The organism is Oerskovia douganii, assembly GCF_015142735.1.
GTDB classification, from domain to species: domain Bacteria; phylum Actinomycetota; class Actinomycetes; order Actinomycetales; family Cellulomonadaceae; genus Oerskovia; species Oerskovia douganii.
The window spans coordinates 205157-224176 of the sequence record NZ_JACSPN010000004.1 but is presented as its reverse complement, the minus strand read 5'-3'; the positions used below and the strand labels follow the sequence as shown (position 1 = coordinate 224176).

Below are 19020 nucleotides of genomic sequence, written 5' to 3'. Positions count from 1 at the left end.
CGCGGACCGGCGACGCGGTGCGCGCGAGGCGGCTGCTCCGTCGGGCTGGCAGCATGGCCGGTGTGACGCCGACCCAGCCGACCCAGCCGACCCAGCCGACCCAGCCGACCCAGCCGACCCAGCCGACCCCGACCACCCAGGACCTCTCCGGCGGCGTGACGACGACCGGGCAGGGGGCGGCGACCGCCGTGCCCGACGTCGTGGTCGTCGAGCTCGGCGCCGAGGCCTCGGGGGACGACGTCCAGGTGGCGCTCGACGCCGCGAACGCCGGCGTGCACGCGGCCCGCGAGGCGCTGCTGTCCGGCGGGGTCGCGCCGGGGGACCTGCGCACCTCGCAGACGTCCACGTGGACGCAGCCGTCGACCGGGCCGGACGGTGCCACGACCCTGGTCACGGCACGCCTCGCGCTGCGGGTGACGGTGCGCGACGTCGAGGCGTCGGGGGAGCTCGTGCGGGCCGCGCTCGGGGCCGCGGGACCCGTCGCGCGCCTCGACTCGATGCGCTTCGCGGTGAGCGACCCCGGGCCTCTCGCGGCGGCCGCGCGGGCCGAGGCGTTCGCCGACGCGCGCGCCCGGGCCGAGCAGTACGCGGCGCTCGCCGGGCGTGCCCTCGGGCAGGTCGTCGAGGTGAGCGAGCAGGGGGGCGGGTTCGCACCGGTGCCGCGCCTGCTGTCCGCGAAGGCGGAGGCGTACGACGCGATGGCGGTCGACCCCGGCCGCGAGCAGGTGGACGCGAGCGTCACGGTGCGCTGGGCGTGGGCCGTCGCTACCGGATCGTGACATTTCCCAGGGGTCCTGACACCTCGGCGCCGCTAGGTTAGATGCATGCTCATCATCGAGGACTACCTCCTGCTCGCGCTGGACGACGTCACGGGCAAGCCCGTCACCGACACGTCGTACCTCCAGGAGGTGGCGGGTGGTGCGCTGCTCGTCGAGCTCGCGCTGAGGGCGCGCGTCGACCTCGCGGGCGACGGCTCGGCGTGGCGGTCGGGGCGCGTCGTGGTGCGCGACCAGTCGCCCACGGGCAGGCCGCTGCTGGACGCCTCGCTCGCCGTCGTGAAGTCGCGCGAGGGGTCCAAGCCCAAGGGGCTCGTCGAGGCGCTGGCCCGCACCAAGCCCGCGAACGCAGCGCTCGACGGGCTCGTCGGCCGCGGCCTGCTGCGCCGCGAGGAGGGCCGCATCCTGGGCATCTTCCCGACGACGCGCTGGCCCGCCGCTGACTCGCGCCACGAGGGCGAGGTGCGCCGCACGCTCACCCGCGTCCTGCTCGACGGCGCCACGCCCGACGAGCGGACGGGCGCGCTCGTCGCGATCCTCGCCGCGACCCGGCAGGCGGGTCGGGTCATGTCCGCCGGTGCGGAGCTCACCGCGGGCGACCGCCGGGAGGTCGACCGGCGCGCGAAGGAGGTCGCCGAGGGAAGCTGGGCCGCGGGAGCGACCCGACGCTACGTCGAGGAGATCACCGCGGCCACCGCCCTGGCGATCAGCACGAGCGCTGCGATCGGCGCCACCGTGGCCGTCACGGCGGCGCAGGCCTGACCGGTCGGTCGGCCGACCGCCCGACCTGGCCAGGCCTGGCCCGGCCCGCTGCCGAGCCGCGACACGAGCGCGTTTCCCTTGACGCGGCGCGCCCGGGTACAGTAGTTCGGTTGCCTCGGCGAGGGACGTCTGACGGCCGGTGAGTCACCGGAAGGTCAGCAGGATCCTGATGGGTCCCCGTAATCGACTGGGCGGTCGTCCTCGTGCGCCCGTCATGTGTCCCGCGCCGACGCAGCCGCCCCGTCCTCCGGTGACAACCAGCCGGCCGGACAGCCGACCGCTTCCCACTGGTGGTCGGCCCGCAACCGTTCTTCAGGAGTTCACGTGTCCGAGATCAAGCTTGTCGCAGAGTCCCGCACCGAGTTCGGCAAGGGTGCCGCGCGCCGCATCCGCCGCAACAACCAGATCCCCGCCGTCCTGTACGGGCACGGCACGGAGCCCGTCCACATCGCGCTGCCCGCGCACGTGACGACCCTCTCGCTCAAGCAGGCCAACGCCCTGTTCTCGATCGAGCTCGACGGCAAGCCGGTCCTCGCGATCGCCAAGGACGTCCAGCGCGACCCGGTCAAGCAGATCGTCGAGCACATCGACCTCCTCATCGTGAAGAAGGGCGAGAAGGTCGAGGTCGAGGTCAACGTGCACGTCGTCGGCGAGTCCGCCCCCGGCACGATCCACGTCGTCGAGTCGCAGACGCTGCTCCTCGAGGCCGAGGCCACGCACCTGCCGGAGTCCGTCGAGGTCTCCATCGACGGTCTCGAGGCCGGTCACATCGTCCGCGCCGGCGAGATCACGCTGCCCAAGGGCTCCGTGTTCCACGGCGACCCCGAGCTCGCGGTCGTCGCGATCACCGAGCCCCGCAGCGAGGTCGCTGCCGAGGCCGAGGCCGAGGCCGCCGAGGCGACCGACGAGGCTCCCGCCGAGGCCTGAGCCTCACTCTCCGGAGGTGGCGCCCGCTGAACCCGCGGGCGTGACCACCCGGACCGCAGGACACGAACGTGCGAGGCGTCCGGTGCCGTACGGCGCCGGACGCCTCGCACGTCTCCCAGACGTCGTCGAAGGACCAGGTGACATGACCGATCAGCCGTGGCTCGTCGTCGGGCTCGGGAATCCCGGACCCACCTACGCGGGCAACCGCCACAACGTCGGGCACATGGTGCTCGACGTCCTGGCCGGGCGGTCCGGAGCGACCTTCAGCGCGCACAAGGCGCGTGCCGCGGTCGCCGAGGCGCGCCTCGGGGTGCTGCCCGGCGGTGCTCCGGGGCCACGGGTCCTGCTGGCCAAGCCGTCGACGTACATGAACACGTCGGGCGGCCCCGTCGCGGGTCTCGCCCAGTACTTCGGCATCGACCCCGACCACGTGATCGTCGTCCACGACGAGGTGGACATCCCGTTCGGCGACATCAAGCTCAAGTCCGGTGGCGGCGAGGGCGGGCACAACGGCCTGCGCGACATCACCAAGGCGCTCGGCACGCGCGACTACGTGCGCGTCCGCGCGGGCGTCGGGCGCCCTCCGGGACGCATGGACACCGCGGACTACGTCCTGAAGAACTTCTCCGGTGCGGAGGCCAAGGAGCTGCCGTTCCTGCTCGACGACGCGGCGGACGCCGTGGAGATGGTCCTCACCGAGGGGTTGCTCGCCGCCCAGGGGAAGTTCCACACCAAGGCCTGACCTCGGTCTGCGGAACGCCCGGGCGCCGGCCCCGGCCGCGGATCGTCGTCCGCCCCTCGGTTTCACCCGGGTGACTTGTCCGTCTCGCCCGTTTTGGCACATAACAGCGCCCTAGGCTGGATCGATATCCAATCCGGGCGGGTGGCCGCCTCCTGCCCCACGACGGAGGCACGATGACCGAGGGTGTGGCACTCGCGCACGACTACGCGACCCAGCGCGGGGGCGCCGAACGGGTCGCGCTGTGGCTGGCCGAGGCCTTCCCCGGCTCGCCCATGTACACGACGCTCTACGACCACGAGGGCACCTTCCCCGAGTTCTCCCGGCTCGACCTGCGGACCTCGCCGCTCGACCGGGTCGGCGCCCTGCGCCGGCACCACCGCCTCGCCCTGCCCTTGCTCGCCCCCGCGGTCTCGGCCCAGCGCGTCGAGGCAGACGTCCTGCTCGCGAGCTCCACGGGCTGGGCCCACGGGTACAAGGGCGCCGGACGGACCGTCGTCTACTGCCACGCCCCGGCCCGGTGGCTCTACCAGCGCGACCGCTACCTGGGGGGACGCGACGGGCGGGGCGCCGCCGACCGGGTCCGCGGCGGTATCGCCTCGGCCGCCCTGGCCACGTTGTCCCCCGCCCTGCGCGGGTGGGACCGGCGCGCGGCCGAGCGCGCCGACGTCTACCTCGCCAACTCCACCGTCACCCAGCGCGCGATCCGCGAGGCGTACGGGATCGAGGCGGAGATCCTGCCCCCGCCCCCCGCGATGCTGCCCGCCGGTCCCGAGCAGGAGGTCCCCGGGATCGAGCCCGGGTTCCTCCTGTGCGTCGCGCGGCTCCTGCCCTACAAGAACGTCGACGTCCTCGTCGAGGCGGCCCGCCTCGCGGGCCGGCGCCTCGTGATCGTCGGGGACGGCCCGGACCGGGCGCGCCTCGAAGGCCTGGCCGCGACCGGTGCCCCCGTCTCCGGGCGGTGGGGCTCGCCGTCGGGCACGGTGGCGGCGCGTGGCCGCACCACGCTCCTGGGGCGCGTCGACGACCCCGAGCTGCGCTGGCTCTACCGGAACTGCTCGATGCTCGTCGCGGCGTCCTACGAGGACTACGGGCTGTCCCCGCTCGAGGCCGGGGCCTTCGGCCGCCCCTCCGTGGTGCTCCGCGACGGCGGCTACCTCGACACCGTGGTCGACGGCGTGACGGGGACCTTCTTCGACGCCCCCGAGCCGCGGCTCGTCGCGCGGGCAGTCCAGGACGCCTCGGACGTCCCGTGGGAGGATGACGTCCTGACCGCGCACGTCGAGACGTTCGCGATCCCACGCTTCGTCGCGCGGCTCCGTGAGGTCGTCGACGCCCAACGGAGCATCGTGCACGGGGGCACCAGCACCTCAGGGAAGAGGAACCCATGACAGTCCGGGAGTTCGTCCGCACGGTGTGGGACGGCAAGTACTACGTCCTCGCGGCCGTCCTCGTGGTGGTGGTCGGGGCGTTCGTCTACCTCGACCAGCAGGAGACCGTCTACAAGGCGACGGCGACCGTGAGGCTGGTCGGCGTGCAGACGGCGCAGGGTGGTGAGCAGGTCGTCGAGGTCACGGTCGCGACCGACCTCGGGGACATCACGTCGGAGCCCGTGGTGGCCGCCGCAGCGACGACCCTGGGCTACACGGGCGCCCCCGCGGCCCTCGCGGCACAGGTCTCGGCCGAGTACCCCGGCGAGAGCCAGAGCGTCATCGCGATCAGCGCCAAGACCCTCGACCCGCAGGAGTCGCAGGACGTCGCCAACGCGTTCGCCGACGCCTACGTCGCCCAGCTCACGGTCCTCCGCGACGCCCAGGTCGCGGCGCTCGACGCCAGGAGACAGGCCCTCGCCGAGCAGCTCGCCGGGGTCACCGCCCGCCTCTCCGTCAACTCGGACGACCCGCTCGCGCTCGCCGAGAAGGAGACCATCGTCACCGAGTACACGAGCCTGACCGTCCAGACGAACACCCTGCGGGCGATCGGCGTCCCGGGCGAGGTGGAGACCCCGGCCGCAGGGGCCGAGGCGCTCGGCCCGGGCCGGGCCACGGTGCTCGTCCTCGCGGCGTTGGCGGGCCTCGTCGCCGGGATCGGGCTGGCGTTCGCCCGTCGCGGGCTCGACGTGCGCGTGCGGGGCGCCGCCGCCGCCGCCCGCCTCGCGCAGACCCCCGTCCTCGCCGAGCTCTACGGCGTCCGGTCCTCCGACCGCGACTACAGCCACACGCACACCCTCCCGGTCTCCCGGAAGGTCGCGACCCCGTTCACGGAGTCGATCCGCGAGCTGAGGACCGCCGTCCAGGTCTCCCTCGCGGAGGCCGACAAGGTCGTCGTCGTCGTGACCGCGGCCGACCCGCACGCGCCCCGTACCTTCATCGCGGCGAACCTCGCCGCGTCGTTCGCGCTGAGCGGTCGGCGCACGATCGCGGTCTCGGGCGACCTTCGTCGCCCCGAGCTCGACCGCGTGCTGCCACCTCCCGAGGGGTGGTCGGGCGACCCGCACACGCTGCGCCCCACCACGATCCCCAACCTGGGCGTCTTCCCCGTCCCGGAGGAGGAGATGGACCCGGCGGACTTCCTCGCGACGACCCGTGCCGGCAACCTGATCGCCGACCTCAGCGACGACGCCGAGGTGCTCGTCATCGACGCACCACCCGTGCTCGCGGCCGCCGACGCCACGATCCTCGGGCGCTACGCGACGGGGGTGGTCCTGATCGCCTCCGCCGGGAAGACCGACCGCGCGGTCCTCGCCGAGGCCTCCGAGCGCCTGCGCATCAACAACGTCCCCCTGGTGGGGATCGCGCTGGCCGGGGTCAAGAGCGACCGGCGGATGCTCTATGCCTCGACCTACGGCGACCCGGACCGCAAGGACGCGGGGCACCCCGACCGCCCGTCCGGAGACACGGAGCCGTCGGCCCCGGCGCTCCCCGCGGAGCGGCCCGACGCCCCGACGCGTGACGACAACGACGAGCACGTGGACGAACCGCGCCGTGCCGCCCGGGAACGGGCCGCAGCCGTGGGCACCGGCGTCCCGGCCGCGACCAGGGCGACGCCCGCGCAGGGAACGGGACCGCAGGCCTCTGGCCCCCGGCCGCAGTCCTCCGGCGGCGGGCGGCAGGGACCGCTGCTGTCCCCCGAGTGGGGCAAGGTCTCGACGTCTCCCGGCACGCCGGGCGAGACGCGTTCCCGCTCGAACCCCGCCCGCAAGGGCGAGGAGTCGGAACCCGGGGAGAGCAGCGCGGGGCGTAGGCTGCCGTTCCGCTGGTGACGGCAGGACGCGCGGTCGGGGTCGGCCCCGACCGGCCGGTGCGCGTGCTCGTCCTGGACCACACGGGCCAGCTCGGCGGTGCCGAGCTCGCGCTGGTGCGCCTGCTCGAGGCGCTCGGCCCGGACGTCGACGTGCGGGTGCTGCTGTTCTCGGACGGTCCGCTCGTCCCGCGCCTGCGGGCCGCCGGTGCGGTCGTCGAGGTGCTGCCGCTCGACGCTCGCACCGTCTCGACCTCGCGTGAGGCCGTCGGCCGTGCGGGGGCCGCCCAGCTCGTCTCCCTGCTGCGGCTGGTCCCTTTCACCTGGGCGCTCGTCCGCCGGGTCCGCGCGCTGAGACCCGACGTGGTCCACACGACGTCGCTCAAGGCCGACCTCCTCGGCGTGGTGCCCGCGCGGGTCGCGCGCGCGGCGCTCGTCTGGCACGTCCACGACAGGATCGCGGACGACTACCTCCCGGCGCGGGTCGTCCGTGCCTTCCGCTGGGCCGCGTCGCGCCTGCCCGCCGCGGTGATCGTGAACTCGCGCGCGACGGCCGAGACCCTCCCGGGTCCCTCGACCGTGGCGTACCCGGGGTTCGGCGCGGACCAGGTCCTGGTCGGTGGGCGCGCGACCGGCCACCCGACCGGGCAGGCAGCCGCCCGGCAGGTGGCCGCCGGGCAGGCAGCCGCCCGGCAGGCAGCCGCCGGGCAGGTGGCCGCCGGGCAGGTGGCCCCCGGCCCGGTCGTGGGCATGGTCGGGCGGATCAGCCCGACCAAGGGGCAGCTCGAGCTCGTGCGGGCGGCGTCTCGCGTGCTCGTGGACCACCCGGGGGCCTCGTTCCGGCTCGTCGGCGAACCCAGCTTCGGTGCCGAGGGGTACGCGGACGAGGTCCGTGCGGAGGCCGTCCGGCTCGGCGTCGCGGACCGCGTCGTCTGGGTGGGGTTCGTGGCGGACCCGGCGGCCGAGCTCGACGGGTTCGACGTGTGCGTCCACGCGTCGCCCGTCCCGGAACCGTTCGGCCAGGTCGTGGTCGAGGCGATGATCCGGGAGGTGCCGGTCGTCGCGACCCGGGCGGGGGGAGTCGTCGAGGTCCTCGCCGGCACGCCGGAGGACCCGGCGCCGCTCGGTGAGCTCGTCGAGCCGGGGGACGCGGACTCCTTGGCACGGGGCGTGCTGGCGGTGCTTGACCACCCGCGGGACGCGGCGGCGAGGGCCCGCCGCGCCGCCGAGGTCGCGCGCGAGCGCTTCGCCGCGACGCGTACCGCGGAGGTCGTCAGCGGGGTGTGGCGGCGAGCCGCCAGGCTCTCTCGATGACCTCGCGCATCGCGCGGCCCTGGGTGTCCCACGTCGGGATGTCGTCGTCCTGGTGGGTGTCGGTCCGTGCCGGGGCGGTCAGGGCCGCCCGCACGGCCTGCGGGTAGCCCGCCGGGTCGGCGACCGTGACACGCGGGTCGGCCGCGTCGCGGAACCCCGCGACCGGGGTGGCGACGACGGGGCGCCCGACGGCCCGGTACTCGTAGAGCTTGAGCGGGTCGAGGCTGTCGGTGAAGTCGTCGACGAGGTGGGGGACCAGGAGCGCGGTCGCGTGCTGGAGGTAGGCGGGCACGTCGGTCCAGGGACGCGCTCCGAGGAGCCGCACGCCCGCGGCCGCGAGGTCGTCGTACTCCTGGCTCGACAGGTCGAGCACGGGCCCGACGACGACGACCGTCCCTGCCCCGGCCGCCGCGGTCGCGGTCCGGGTGACCAGGTCGAGGTCGAACCGGTCACGGTGGACGGTGCCCAGGTAGAGGGCCACGGGGCCGGGGGGGAGGTCGGCGGGCCGTTCCCGGGGCTGCCGGTAGCGGTCGACGTCGACCCCGTTGGTGATGAGCGTGACGGGCCGGCCCGTGCCCTTGCTCGCGGCGAGGTGGGGCGAGCAGACGGTCACCTCGTCGCACTCCGCCAGGAGGTGCGCCTCGTCCGCGAGGAGCCGACGGCGTATCTCGGGCGGTCGGTCGGCCGCGACCCAGTCGTCGGTCACGTCGTACAGCGACGGCCAGTCGGTGTCCCGGGCGAGGGTCGACGCCGCAGGGTCGTTGACCCACAGCACGGGGCGCGTGAGCCCGACCTTGCGCGCGGCGCGGCGGACGAGGGACGCGAGCCGTGCGTCGACGCGCGGGTCGACGCGGCGCGGCAGGATCTTGGTCGGCTGGTAGAGCCAGAGCTGGTCGGGGCCGACCCCCTCGACGGGGGTGGCCCGGCGCAGGCCGAGGCCGGGACGGGGCCGGAACCCTCGGCGGGCCTCGTGGAGCGGGTCCGCCGCGGGCTCGACGAACAGGACCCGCAGGGACGGGTCCGCGCGCAGGAGCTCGGTCACGAGGTACTGGTTGCGTCGCCACACGATGTCCCACGACTCGAGCGAGACGACCACGAGCTCGTGCACCGTGGGCTGGGGGAGGGCGCTCACGTCGAGGGGCTCCGATGCTGGTCGTCCGGGCGGGCCTGCGGACGACGGACGACGCCGCGGTACACGGCGGCGGTCCCGTCGACCTGGGCGTGGGGCGTGAAGTGCGTGCGCTGGACCGTGCGGGCGGCCTCGCCGTACGCGTCCCGGCGCGACGCGGACGCGGCCAGGGTCGCGAGCTGCTCTCCTGCGCGGGCGACGTCGGTCGACGGGTAGAGGGCCAGGGGATCGAGCCCGGCGAGGGTCTCGAGGTGGCCGCCGGCGGCGGCCGCGACCACGGGCAGCGCGTTGGACATGGCTTCCAGGACGCTGAGGCCCAGGCCCTCGATCGGGCAGGGGGCCAGCAGGACGCCGGCGTGGCGCATGAGGTCGTCCACGTCGGACCGTGCACCGAGGAACCGCACGTGCGCGCCGAGGCCCTCGCGGGCGGCGAGCGTCTCGAGGTGGGCACGCTGGGAGCCGCTTCCCGCGACGAGGAGCTGCCAGCCGTCGTCGTGCAGGCGGGACGCGGCGAACGCGAGGACGCCCAGGTCGGTGCGCTTCTCCGGTTCGAGGCGTTGGACGAGCAGGACGGTGCGGTCGCGGTCGGACGCGGTGGGGGCCGGGGGGCGGTCGTCGATCCCGGGGTGGACGACGACGCTGTCGCCGTCCACGTGGTCCGCGACGTACCGGCTGATGGAGATCTGCGCGCGCACGGGCCGGCGGGCGACCGCTGCCGTCAGGCCGGCTGCCGGGCCGCTGCCGCGGGGGCGCGCGAAGTGGCGCGTGGCGACCACGGGGGGCATGGCCCGGACCGTGGGCGCCGCGAGCGCGGCCGCGACCTCGGCCGACGTCATGTGGGCGTGCAGGACGTCGGCGCCGGGGGCGGTCGTGCGGACCGTCCGCACGACCTGTGCGAGGGACCCGGCGGGCAGTACCCGCACCGACCGGTCGTCGATGGTCTCCCGCATGCGGGGCACGTCCCCGCCGACGACGACGACCTGGCTGCCGTGGGCGGACTGCGCCCGGGCGAGTCGGGCGACGTGCCGCTCGACGCCCGCGAAGGCGTCGGAGTGCACGACGTGGAGCACTCTCACGTGGTCGGGTCCTTCCGGTGGCGGCCCGTGGGCGCGGGGTCGGGCTGGGGCACGGGGATCGAGGCCGGGGTGAGCACGAGGTGCTTCGAGGGGCCCCGGGCGTCGAGCATCTCCTCGACCGACCGGAGGTCGTCGACCGGGAGCCTGTCGCCGGTCTCCTCGCGCGCGGCTCGCCGGGACTCGGCGTAGGCGTCGGCGCCCACGCAGACGCCGACGATGAGGAACGGCACCGACACCTGGACCGACACCCAGAACAGGTCGAACTGCCCCTGGATGAACCGCATGAGGAGGACCGAGAACGCGAGCGTCCCGAACCGGGGGTTGATCCGCCACAGCACGACGAGCGAACCGAAGAACAGGACGATGAACGCGACGAGCCCGACGAGCCCGGCCGACGTGAGCACCTCGAGCTCGGCGTTGGGGGGCTGGAAGGTGTACTCGGTGCGGTTCGCGACCCACCAGCGCAGCCCGACCCCGACCCACGGGCTGCGCTCCCAGACGTCGATGGCCTGCTCGTACCAGGTCAGCCGCTGGTACGCGGAGTTGAACTGGTCGTTGGTCGCGAGCTGTTCCTGGACGGCGGCCCACACGAAGTACACCGCGGGGATCGCGGCGAGCAGGATGAGCTTGGAGCGCTTGCGGTCGGGGTCGGCGCGCAGCGTGATGAGGACGACCCCGATCGCGAGGCCGATCAGGGCCTGGCGCGACTGCGACGCGAGCACCGCGAGCCCGAACAGCCAGAACGCCGGGTACGTGAACGCCTTGGGCCACCCCACCCACCACGGACGCGCATAGGCGAGCAGCGCCGCGCTCCCCAGGACGCACCCGACGAAGTTCTTGTGCATCGGGAACGGGATCTGGAGGTACACGGGGCCCGTGTCGCCCGCGGCGAGCTGCTGCAGCGCGGTGAAGCACGTGAGGACCGCGATGATCAGGCACGGGATCATGAACAGGGTGAGGCCGAGCCGCGCGCGTCCTGCCCTCCCGACGGCCCAGCCGACCAGGAGCGCCCCGCCCACCGACAGCCACGCGTGGAACCACTCGACGGTGTTCGCGGTGTACGGGTTGGCGATCACGGTGAACAGGGTCGCGACCTGGTAGAGCGCGGAGAGCCACAGCAGCGAGCGCATGGGCCGCGAGAGGGGGCGCTGGGTGAAGAACAGCGCGAACCAGAACGCGCCGAAGAGCGCGAAGTCGCTGAGCGAGAGGTTGACGGCGTCGCCCCCGACCCGTTCGACGATCACCATCGCGGGCATCGCGAGGATCGGCATGGCCGCGGGCTCGTAGACGGTCATCCCGACGACGAGGACGAGGGCGGCCACCCCGACCGAGATCGCGGTGTACTCCGGGACGAGGAAGCCGATCCCGACGAGGACCGCGGCGACCGCGGCCGAGCCCACGACCCAGGCGAGCGACCGGCGGATCACGTCGCGGGGTCCGGCGACGCGGGGCCGCGCAGCATCGCGGCCTCTGCCGAGAGGGGGCCGCGCAGGTACAGGCGGACCCGCAGGCGGGCCAGGGTGCGCCCGTCCCCCCGGAGCGCGACGGCGCGCGCGGCCGACCCCGCGAGGACGCCGGCGCGCGCCGCCTGCCAGCCCGCCGTCCCGAAGTGCTTGCGCAGGTACCGCTCCTGGGAGGCGTGGAAGTGCGTCTCGCGGCGGGTGGGGTCGCTGCTCGTGGCACCACCGAGGTGCAGGGCCTCGACCTCGGTGACGGCCAGGTGGCGCTTGCCGAGGAGGGTCGCGCGGTAGGCCCAGTCGGTCTCCTCGGCGTACAGGAAGAAGTTCTCGTCGAACGTCCCGACCTGCTCCAGCGCGTCGGCCCGCAGCATGAGCACGGACCCGATGACGAACGACCTGCCCGGCGGGGTGGGCCTCAGCGCGCCGAGGCCCACGGCCTCGACCCACGTCCCGGCGGGGGACGGGTAGGGCCACACGACGCGGGCCGCGGCGCCCTGCCCGTCGACCTGTGCCGGGCCGACGCTCGCGAGGTCGGGTGCCCCGTGGAGCCGTTCCTGGAGCGTCAGGACGTCCTCCGGGGTCACGACCGCGTCGGGGTTGAGCAGCAGCACGTCCGACCCGGGGGTCTGCCGGTGGCGCAGCGCGTGGTTGACGCCTGCCGCGAACCCGCCGTTGCGGCCGGGGTCGAGGTAGCGGGCCCCGGCGAGCTCGGCGACCTCGCGGACCTCCGGCATCGACGAGTTGTCGACGACGGTGAGGGGCAGCTTCCCGACGAGCGGAGCCAGCGCGTCGCGCACCAGGTCCGGGGACCCGTAGGCGACGAGGACCACCTCGGGCGGCTGCCCGGGCTCGCTGCCCGACGGCGCGGCACCGGTCCCGCGGGCGGGCTCGTCGCCCGGAGGGGGCGACGGCGCGGGGGCGGGGGCTCCGGGCGAGGGGTGCGCCGTCGCGTGCTCGTAGAGGGCCAGGTAGCGGCGGGCGACCTGGGGCCACGAGCACGACGACGCGCGCGCGACCCCCTGGTCGCGGAGCGTCGCGGCGAGGCCCGGCTCGTCGACGACCCGCACGAGCGCCGCCCGCAGGGCCGCAGCGTCACCGGGGGGCACGAGCAGTCCCGCACCGCCCACGACGTCGGGCAGGGCCCCCGAGTCGCTCGCCACCACGGGAGTCCCGCACGCCATGGCCTCGACCGCGACCCGACCGAACTGCTCGACCCAGCCGGAGGTCTCGAGGGACGGCACGGCCAGGACGTCGAGCGAGCGGTAGAACGCGACCAGGTCGTCGCCGGACAGCGGTCCCACGAAGCGGACCCGGTCGCCCAGCGGTCGGGCACGCTCGCGCAGCGCGCGTGCCGAGGGGCCGTCGCCCGCGAGGGTCACGTGGAGGCGCCCGTCCAGCTCGGCCGCAGCGAGCAGGACGTCCACGCCCTTGTGCAGGGCGAGGCGACCCGCGTAGCCGACGTGGACCGCGGTCGCGGTGCCCGTCGTCCCGCCCGTGCTGCGAGGCTCTCCCGCTCCACCCGGGTGCCCCGGCGCCGCGAGCGGGGCGGCGCCGTCGGGCAGGTCGCTCGCCGGGGCGGGGGCGAAGACCGACAGGTCCACGCCCAGCGGGACCACCTCGACCGCGCCGCGCGCGCCCTTGGCACGGACGATGCGCGCCGCGGCCTCGTTGCACACCGACACCGCTGCCGCGCCGCGCAGGGCCGCGGCCTCGAACGCGCGGAAGGGCCACGGGTAGCGCTTGGAGATGTTCTGCGCCGAGTACAGCACGTACGGCGGCGCGGGGCGGCGGGCCCTGCCCGGCACGAGGGCGCGGAGCCCGCGCAGCGCGAGGATCTCGGCCGTGGCCAGGGCGAACGGCTCCTCGTGCAGGTCCAGGACGTCCCACCCCTGGCCCAGCAACCGCCAGAGCGGGCCGGGCGACCAGACGAAGAGCGCAGGGTGCGAGCCGAACGTGCGGACCCCCTCGACCGGTTCGCCCGGCCGGGGACGCAGCGGGACCGTGGTGCCGCCCTCGTCCCAGGCGAGCGCCGACACCAGGTGGACGTCGAGCCCGGCCGTCCGCAGCTCCCGCTCCCGCTCCCGCCATGCGTCGACCACGGCGCTGTGCGAGACGCGGAGGATCCTCATGTGGGAGATTGTCCACCAGCGAGGGGCCCTGGCCCCTGCGATCTCAGCGATTTCACCCCGACCGACAACCGAGGAGCGCCGTGCCCGACCGAGGTCCCGATGCCGCGGCCGCCGCTGTCGCCGAACCGCTCGTGAGCGTGGTCGTCGCGACCAACCGCGGCGGCCCCTTCCTGGCCGAGGCGCTGGCCTCGGTCGCGGCGCAGACGTACCCCCACGTCGAGCTCGTCGTGGTCGACGACGGGTCGCCCGACCCGGCCGTGATCCGCGACCTCGTGGAGCAGGCAGGCGTCGGCACGGTCCTGCGCCTGGACCCGTCGGGCGTGTCCGTCGCCCGCAACACGGGCGTCCGGCACACGCGGGGATCGCTGCTCGCGTTCCTCGACGACGACGACCGGTGGCACCCCGACCGCGTGCGCCTCACGGTCGAGGCCCTGGCGTCACGGCCCGACGCCGTGATCGGCTACTGCGCGATGCGCACGGTCGACGCGGCGGGCGACCAGCTCGTCGCCGCCGACCAGCGTCCGGCCCGCGACGCCCGCGACGTGGTCCGCGGCCGGACGGGCATCATGCTGCCCAACCTCGTGATCCGCCGCAGCGCGTTCGACGCGGTGGGTGGGTTCGACCCCGTCTACCGCCAGGGCGAGGACCTCGACCTGGTCCTCGCGGCCACGACCCTCGGACCGTTCGTCCACGTCGACGACGTCCTGGTCGACTACCGCTACCACCCCGGCAACACCACGCGCGCCTACCGCGACCTCGCTGCCGGGATCCGGGTCATCCTGCGCGAGCGTCGCGCGCAGGCCCGCGCTGCGGACCCCCGGGGCACGGCCGGGCTGGACGCGGCCTACCGCGACCGGCTGCGCGCCAACGACCGCTTCGCCGCGTGGAGCGCCGCACGGGCCGCTCGTGCCGAGCTCGCCGAGCGTCGCGTCGGCGCCGCACTGGGCCACGTGGCGTGGGCCGCGCGGTTCGCGCCGCTCGCCCCCGTCGACTGGGTGCGCGAGCGGGCCCGGCGAGCCCTGGACCGGGGGCAGGACGGGGGCGGCCACCCGGACCGCCTGCCGGACGGCTCGGCCGAGGGCTAGGTCGCGTCGCGCCGCCAGCTCGGCGGCGGGACGATCGGCGGCGCCTCGGGGATGCGCCCGAACCGCCACCCCGCGTCCCAGCTCAGGCGCCACACCAGGTCCGAGAGGTCCCCCGGGCGGCGGACCGTGGACGCCTTCCGGACGGCCTTGCGGGCGAACGAGGCGCCGCGCACCACGAACGTCCTGCCGCGCCGGGCGAGCGCGGAGACGCGGCTCCCGGTCCCCGTACCCGTCGTCGAGCCGGCGCCCGTCGCGGTCGTCCCCGCAGCGCCGCCCGTGACCTCCGCCCCGGCGGCCTCGGAGGAGGGCGCCGCGGTCGCGGGGTCACCGCCGGCGTGCTGCGGCGCCTGCGCGTACAGCAGCGCGTAGCGGCGGCTCAGCCACCGTTCGCCCGCGCCGTACGCGAAGGACTGCCGGGCGATGTTCCGCAGCCCGTCACGGCGCCGGACGTGCAGCACGATGTCGCGGTCGAAGACCAGGTCGTGCCCCGCGAGCTGCACGCGGATGCAGAAGTCGTCGTCCTCGGCGGTCCGGGCCCCCTCGTAGAACCCCCCGACCTCGTCGAAGACCGCCGTGCGCACGCCCATGTTGCCGGAGCCGGCCGTGACGAACTGCTCGAGCCCGGGCTTGACCGTCAGCCGGTCCGTCTGGGCCGTCCACGAGACCGCCGACGTCAGGCCCGCGTTGAGCCGCGCCCCCTCGAACGGGCCCGCGACGAACTCGTGCTCGCTCAGGGCACGGTGCACGGCCTCGACCCAGCCGTCGGCGACCATGTCGTCGGCGTCGCAGAAGGCCAGTGCCTCGGACCTCGCCTGCGCGACCGCGATGTTCCGGGCCGCGCTGGGACCACGACGGGCCGAGGCGTCCACGAGCCGGAGCTCGGGCATGCGCTCGGTCCACTCCGCGACGAGCCGACGCGTCCCGTCGCTCGACCCGTTGTCGCTCACGATCACCTCCCAGGGCCAGGCCGGGCGCTGCGCGAGCAGCGCACCGAGCTGGACCCCGAGGGTCGCCTCGGCGTCGTACGCCGGGATGATCACCGACAGCTCCGGGCGGGCCCCCGCACCGGTGGGTGTGCTCATGCCTGACGCATCCTCTCGCGGGCCATGCTCATGACGGGCTGGTACGACGCCGTCAGGTCGTGGGCGGTCACGGTCCGGTAGCCGTCGGCCGCGAGCCGATCCAGCAGCAGGTCCAGGACCCGTGCCTTGTCGAAGGCCGGCAGCACCTCGTCGGGGGCGAGCGTCTCCGGGTCGCCGCGGTCGTCGTGCAGCAGCAGCATGCTCCCGGGGAAGACGGTCGACAGTGCGCGTTCCGCGATCTGCTCCTCCTCGCCGTCGATCCAGTCGAACGCGTCGCCCGACCAGATGAGCACGTCCATCCCCAGGCCCGCGATGCCGTGGGCCTGCCGGACCGTGTGCGCGCCGTAGGGAGGCCGGAACGAGACGATCGGCGCCGAGACGATCGACTCGACCTCGTCCTTCGCGTCCCGCACGTACCGGACCGCCTCCGCGTCGCCCATCGTCAGCAGCGACCGGTGGTCCTGCCCGTGGAGCGCGAGCTCGTGCCCCTCGGCGAGGATGCGGCGGGCGATCTCCGGGTGGGCCCGCACCTGCCGGGCGAGCGCGAAGAACGTGGCCGTCGCGCCGCGCTCGGCCAGCAGGTCGAGGAGGCGAGGCGTGTGCTCGGGGTGCGGGCCGTCGTCGTACGTGATCGCCACGACCCGGTCCGACGTGTTGACGCAGAACGTTCCCAGCGCGCGCGTCAGCGCCCGGGGGAGCGGCAGCCGGGTGTACGCGACGTCGGAGAAGCGGCCCCCGACGGGCGGCGGCGTGCTCTCGATGTCGCGGCGACGGACCACGATCCCGCGTGGAGGACGGCGGGCGGCCGTGCGGGAGCCGCCGGGCTGGGACTCGGACATCGACTGACCCTCTCTGGTCGTCCGGGACGTGGAGCGCGCCGGACGGGCCGGGCGCGGTGGTGCAGATGCTACGGGGGCCGCGGGGCGGGCGCGCGCGCCGTCCCGCCTCAGGTGCGCTCCCCGTCGAGCGCCTCGAGCTTCGCGCGGGCCTCGGGCGAGGTGGCGCTCGCGGCGACGAGCCGCGGGCGCAGCGCGTCGACGGCGTCCTGGAGCGTCACACCGAGCATGTGGTGGAACGACCAGTCGTCCTCGGGGTCGAACGCGGGGTCCAGGCTCCGGTCGCGCGGGCGGGGGTCGTTGCCCGTGATGTCGCCCGAGTCGAGGAACGGGATGCCTGCCGTCCGCGGCCCGAACGTCTCGAAGTCGGTCACGACGGGCCGCCCGTCGAGCATCCAGATGTTGTGCGGCTGCAGGTCGCCGTGCAGGTGCCCCGTGAGGTAGATCTCGAGCAGGACGTCCAGGGTCCACGCCCCCATGCCGACCCGGTCCTCGCGCGAGAGCTGCTGCCCCGCGACGTCGAGCCGGGACTCGTCCGGCAGGCGCGGGACCGTGAAGCCGCGACGGTGCCAGCGCACCACGGGCATGCGCCACGGCCGGTCGCCGAAGAGGTCGCCCGTGGCCTTCTCCGCGAGGAACGCGTCCTTGCCGACGCGCGTACGGGCGAAGTACTTCGAGACCGTCGGGCGTCCGCGGTGCGTCGTGTAGACGGTCACCGAGCGGTCGGTGGCCTTGACGAACGTCGCGCCCACCGGGCTGCCGAAGATGTAGACCATCCGCGCCCGGTCGACGACCCGGCGGACCAGGGAGCGGGGAGCCCCTCGACCGGTCCATGGCGGGGCGCCGCCGGAGCGGGCGAAATCCGGGCGGCCGTGGCGGGCCTCTCCCGCCGTACGGCGGGTCGCGCCCCGCCGTGCGAGGCGGCGCCCCGTCAGGCCCCGCGGTCCTTGAGCGCGTGGAACGCCGACCGCAGCCGGTGGTAGGCACCGCGCACCACGCGGGAACGGCCGAGCGCCCTGGCCACGGGGCTGCGCTTGGCCGACGCCCAGAGCTCGGACGTCGCGACCTTGAGCGGCGGGTCCGCCAGGGGGGTGAGGCGGAAGCGGTCGAGGAACGCCGTGTTGCGGTGCACCGCGGGGTCGACGGGCAGCGGCACCGTGAACCCGTGGCCCGCGAGGTAGCCGTCGAGCTGCGAGGCCGCGACCTCGTCCTGGGTCAGCGTGCGCGCGACCTGCTCGGGCAGCCCGACCTCGAGGGCGAGGTCCGTGAGCCGACCGACGTAGGCGGGCTTGACGGCCGGCTTCTGCACCTTGGCGTGGTACAGCAGGGAGAACAGGTGGTCGTCGTGGCGGGGCACCGCGACGGGCCCCTCCCGCCACTCGCGGCGCGCGAGGATCTCGCGCTGCCACTCGGTGTCGAGGTACCCGTCGCCCACGTACCGGGTGTCGAAGAAGACCTCGTCGCCTCCCACGAGGGTCCGGAACTGCGCCCCCTCGGGTCCGGGGTACACCTCGGTCGCGTTGAGGACGGCCGCGAGGTCCGTCTGGTCGTCGCAGAGCACGTCGATCTCGTGGTCGTCCTCGAGCGCGCCGGGAAGATCCTCGAAGTTGCGCAGCACGACGTACCGGGACGTCCAGCGCAGGGTGCGGAAGACCTGGTCGAGGCTCTCCCACCCGTGGCTTCCCACGAGGTCCTCCGCGAGCACCGTGGTCCCCGTCGCGGGCCCGTCCTGCGCGAGGATCTCGCCGAGGCGCTCGGGCCCGAGGATCAGCGTGGCGTCGCGGAAGAACTCGCGAATGTTGTTGCTCGAGTGGATGCGGTACCCGCCGGTGAGCGCACGGGCGGCGGCCTTGACGCGCGCGACGTTGACGTTGGTCAGCTCGACGTAGCCCGTGACGTTCTGGCGGTAGGAGTAGGCCGGGGCGGGGTCCTCGAGCACCAGCAGGAGGAACGGTCCGTCGCCGACCTCCTCGTGCTTGGGCGACGTGCCCCACAGCGTCTGCCCGTAGAGCCGCTCGAAGTCGTTGACCACCTTCTCGGGGCTCCAGCGGACCTCGACCTGCGCGAGGACCGTGAAGTCGGCCGCGACCCGCTCGACGATCTCCGCCTCGTGCTCGCGGCCGCCCGACCACACGACCAGGAGCTGCAGGTCACGGTCGTACTGGTGGGCGAACGCGCCGACCTCGCGGGACCACCGGTAGGTCAGGTGCGCGGGGTCGTACGACGAGACGGGGGTCGGGGCAGGGCGCACGGCCGGCGCAGGGTCGAGGTCGCTGCCGGGACGGTTCATGGCGCGACAGTAACGCACAGGCCGCGCCCGGCGACGGGGTGCGACGCGCTGGGAGCGTGGTCCGCCCGGGTGAACTTCGCCCCTCGCCCTATCGTCGCGTTCCGCGCCGATGGTTCGATGGTGACCTGGTGGCCGCTCCGGGGGTACGTCGCACGCCGTCGCGGTGACGTACGGA

16 protein-coding genes are annotated in these 19020 nt (G+C 74.8%); 8 read left to right on the top strand and 8 right to left on the bottom strand.

Going from position 1 to position 19020, the window contains the following annotated elements; all coding sequences use genetic code 11:
- Positions 1-62 precede the first annotated feature (62 nt).
- The 7 genes from H9623_RS05185 (at position 63) to H9623_RS05155 (ending at position 7758) form a co-directional block, all read left to right on the top strand.
- Complete coding sequence (locus H9623_RS05185; protein ID WP_321575288.1) at positions 63-779, top strand: SIMPL domain-containing protein; 717 nt, start codon at positions 63-65, stop codon at positions 777-779.
- A gap of 45 nt (positions 780-824) precedes the next feature.
- Entirely contained in the window at positions 825-1538 is a 714-nt protein-coding gene (locus H9623_RS05180) for a GOLPH3/VPS74 family protein (RefSeq protein ID WP_193718988.1), read from the top strand.
- Positions 1539-1862: 324 nt separating this feature from the next.
- Positions 1863-2465, top strand: a complete 603-nt coding sequence (locus H9623_RS05175) for a 50S ribosomal protein L25/general stress protein Ctc (RefSeq protein WP_193718987.1) — start codon at positions 1863-1865, stop codon at positions 2463-2465.
- 142 nt (positions 2466-2607) lie between these two features.
- Positions 2608-3207: an aminoacyl-tRNA hydrolase gene (gene pth, locus H9623_RS05170; protein ID WP_193718986.1), complete on the top strand. Its 600-nt coding sequence runs from the start codon at positions 2608-2610 to the stop codon at positions 3205-3207.
- A 173-nt stretch (positions 3208-3380) separates the two neighbouring features.
- On the top strand, positions 3381-4595 hold the full coding sequence (locus H9623_RS05165; protein WP_193718985.1) for a glycosyltransferase: 1215 nt from the start codon (positions 3381-3383) through the stop codon (positions 4593-4595).
- Positions 4592-6466: a tyrosine-protein kinase family protein gene (locus H9623_RS05160; RefSeq protein WP_193718984.1), complete on the top strand. Its 1875-nt coding sequence runs from the start codon at positions 4592-4594 to the stop codon at positions 6464-6466. The genes H9623_RS05165 and H9623_RS05160 overlap by 4 nt, the downstream gene beginning before the upstream one ends.
- Entirely contained in the window at positions 6463-7758 is a 1296-nt protein-coding gene (locus H9623_RS05155; protein WP_193718983.1) for a glycosyltransferase, read from the top strand. The genes H9623_RS05160 and H9623_RS05155 overlap by 4 nt, the downstream gene beginning before the upstream one ends.
- On the opposite strand, the gene H9623_RS19945 is transcribed toward H9623_RS05155, so the two are convergent.
- From H9623_RS19945 to H9623_RS05135, 4 genes are read right to left on the bottom strand one after another with little or no spacing between them, the layout of a single operon-like run.
- Positions 7718-8890 (bottom strand): glycosyltransferase, encoded by a 1173-nt coding sequence (locus H9623_RS19945; RefSeq protein WP_321575287.1) that lies wholly within the window; start codon positions 8888-8890, stop codon positions 7718-7720. The two genes, H9623_RS05155 and H9623_RS19945, sit on opposite strands and share 41 nt — an antisense overlap.
- On the bottom strand, positions 8887-9963 hold the full coding sequence (locus H9623_RS05145; RefSeq protein WP_193718982.1) for a glycosyltransferase family 4 protein: 1077 nt from the start codon (positions 9961-9963) through the stop codon (positions 8887-8889). The genes H9623_RS19945 and H9623_RS05145 overlap by 4 nt, the downstream gene beginning before the upstream one ends.
- Positions 9960-11390, bottom strand: a complete 1431-nt coding sequence (locus tag H9623_RS19940; RefSeq protein ID WP_193718981.1) for an O-antigen ligase family protein — start codon at positions 11388-11390, stop codon at positions 9960-9962. The genes H9623_RS05145 and H9623_RS19940 overlap by 4 nt, the downstream gene beginning before the upstream one ends.
- Positions 11387-13552 (bottom strand): glycosyltransferase, encoded by a 2166-nt coding sequence (locus H9623_RS05135; RefSeq protein ID WP_193718980.1) that lies wholly within the window; start codon positions 13550-13552, stop codon positions 11387-11389. The genes H9623_RS19940 and H9623_RS05135 overlap by 4 nt, the downstream gene beginning before the upstream one ends.
- A gap of 80 nt (positions 13553-13632) precedes the next feature.
- Between H9623_RS05135 and H9623_RS05130 the strand changes: the two genes are divergently transcribed.
- A complete protein-coding gene (locus tag H9623_RS05130; protein ID WP_193718979.1) occupies positions 13633-14637 on the top strand; it encodes a glycosyltransferase family 2 protein in 1005 nt (334 codons plus the stop codon).
- Here the strand turns inward: H9623_RS05130 and H9623_RS05125 are convergent.
- The 4 genes from H9623_RS05125 to H9623_RS05110 form a co-directional block, all read right to left on the bottom strand.
- Positions 14634-15719 carry a glycosyltransferase gene (locus H9623_RS05125; RefSeq protein ID WP_193718978.1) on the bottom strand — a complete coding sequence of 362 codons (1086 nt, stop codon included), beginning with the start codon at positions 15717-15719 and terminating at the stop codon, positions 14634-14636. The two genes, H9623_RS05130 and H9623_RS05125, sit on opposite strands and share 4 nt — an antisense overlap.
- Positions 15716-16558, bottom strand: coding sequence for a polysaccharide deacetylase family protein (locus tag H9623_RS05120; RefSeq protein ID WP_193718977.1), 843 nt, complete (start codon positions 16556-16558; stop codon positions 15716-15718). Before H9623_RS05120 ends, H9623_RS05125 begins: the two co-directional genes overlap by 4 nt.
- A gap of 107 nt (positions 16559-16665) precedes the next feature.
- Positions 16666-17331, bottom strand: coding sequence for a BUD32 family EKC/KEOPS complex subunit (locus H9623_RS05115; protein WP_193718976.1), 666 nt, complete (start codon positions 17329-17331; stop codon positions 16666-16668).
- A gap of 155 nt (positions 17332-17486) precedes the next feature.
- Positions 17487-18845 carry a hypothetical protein gene (locus H9623_RS05110; RefSeq protein ID WP_193718975.1) on the bottom strand — a complete coding sequence of 453 codons (1359 nt, stop codon included), beginning with the start codon at positions 18843-18845 and terminating at the stop codon, positions 17487-17489.
- Positions 18846-19020 lie beyond the last annotated feature (175 nt).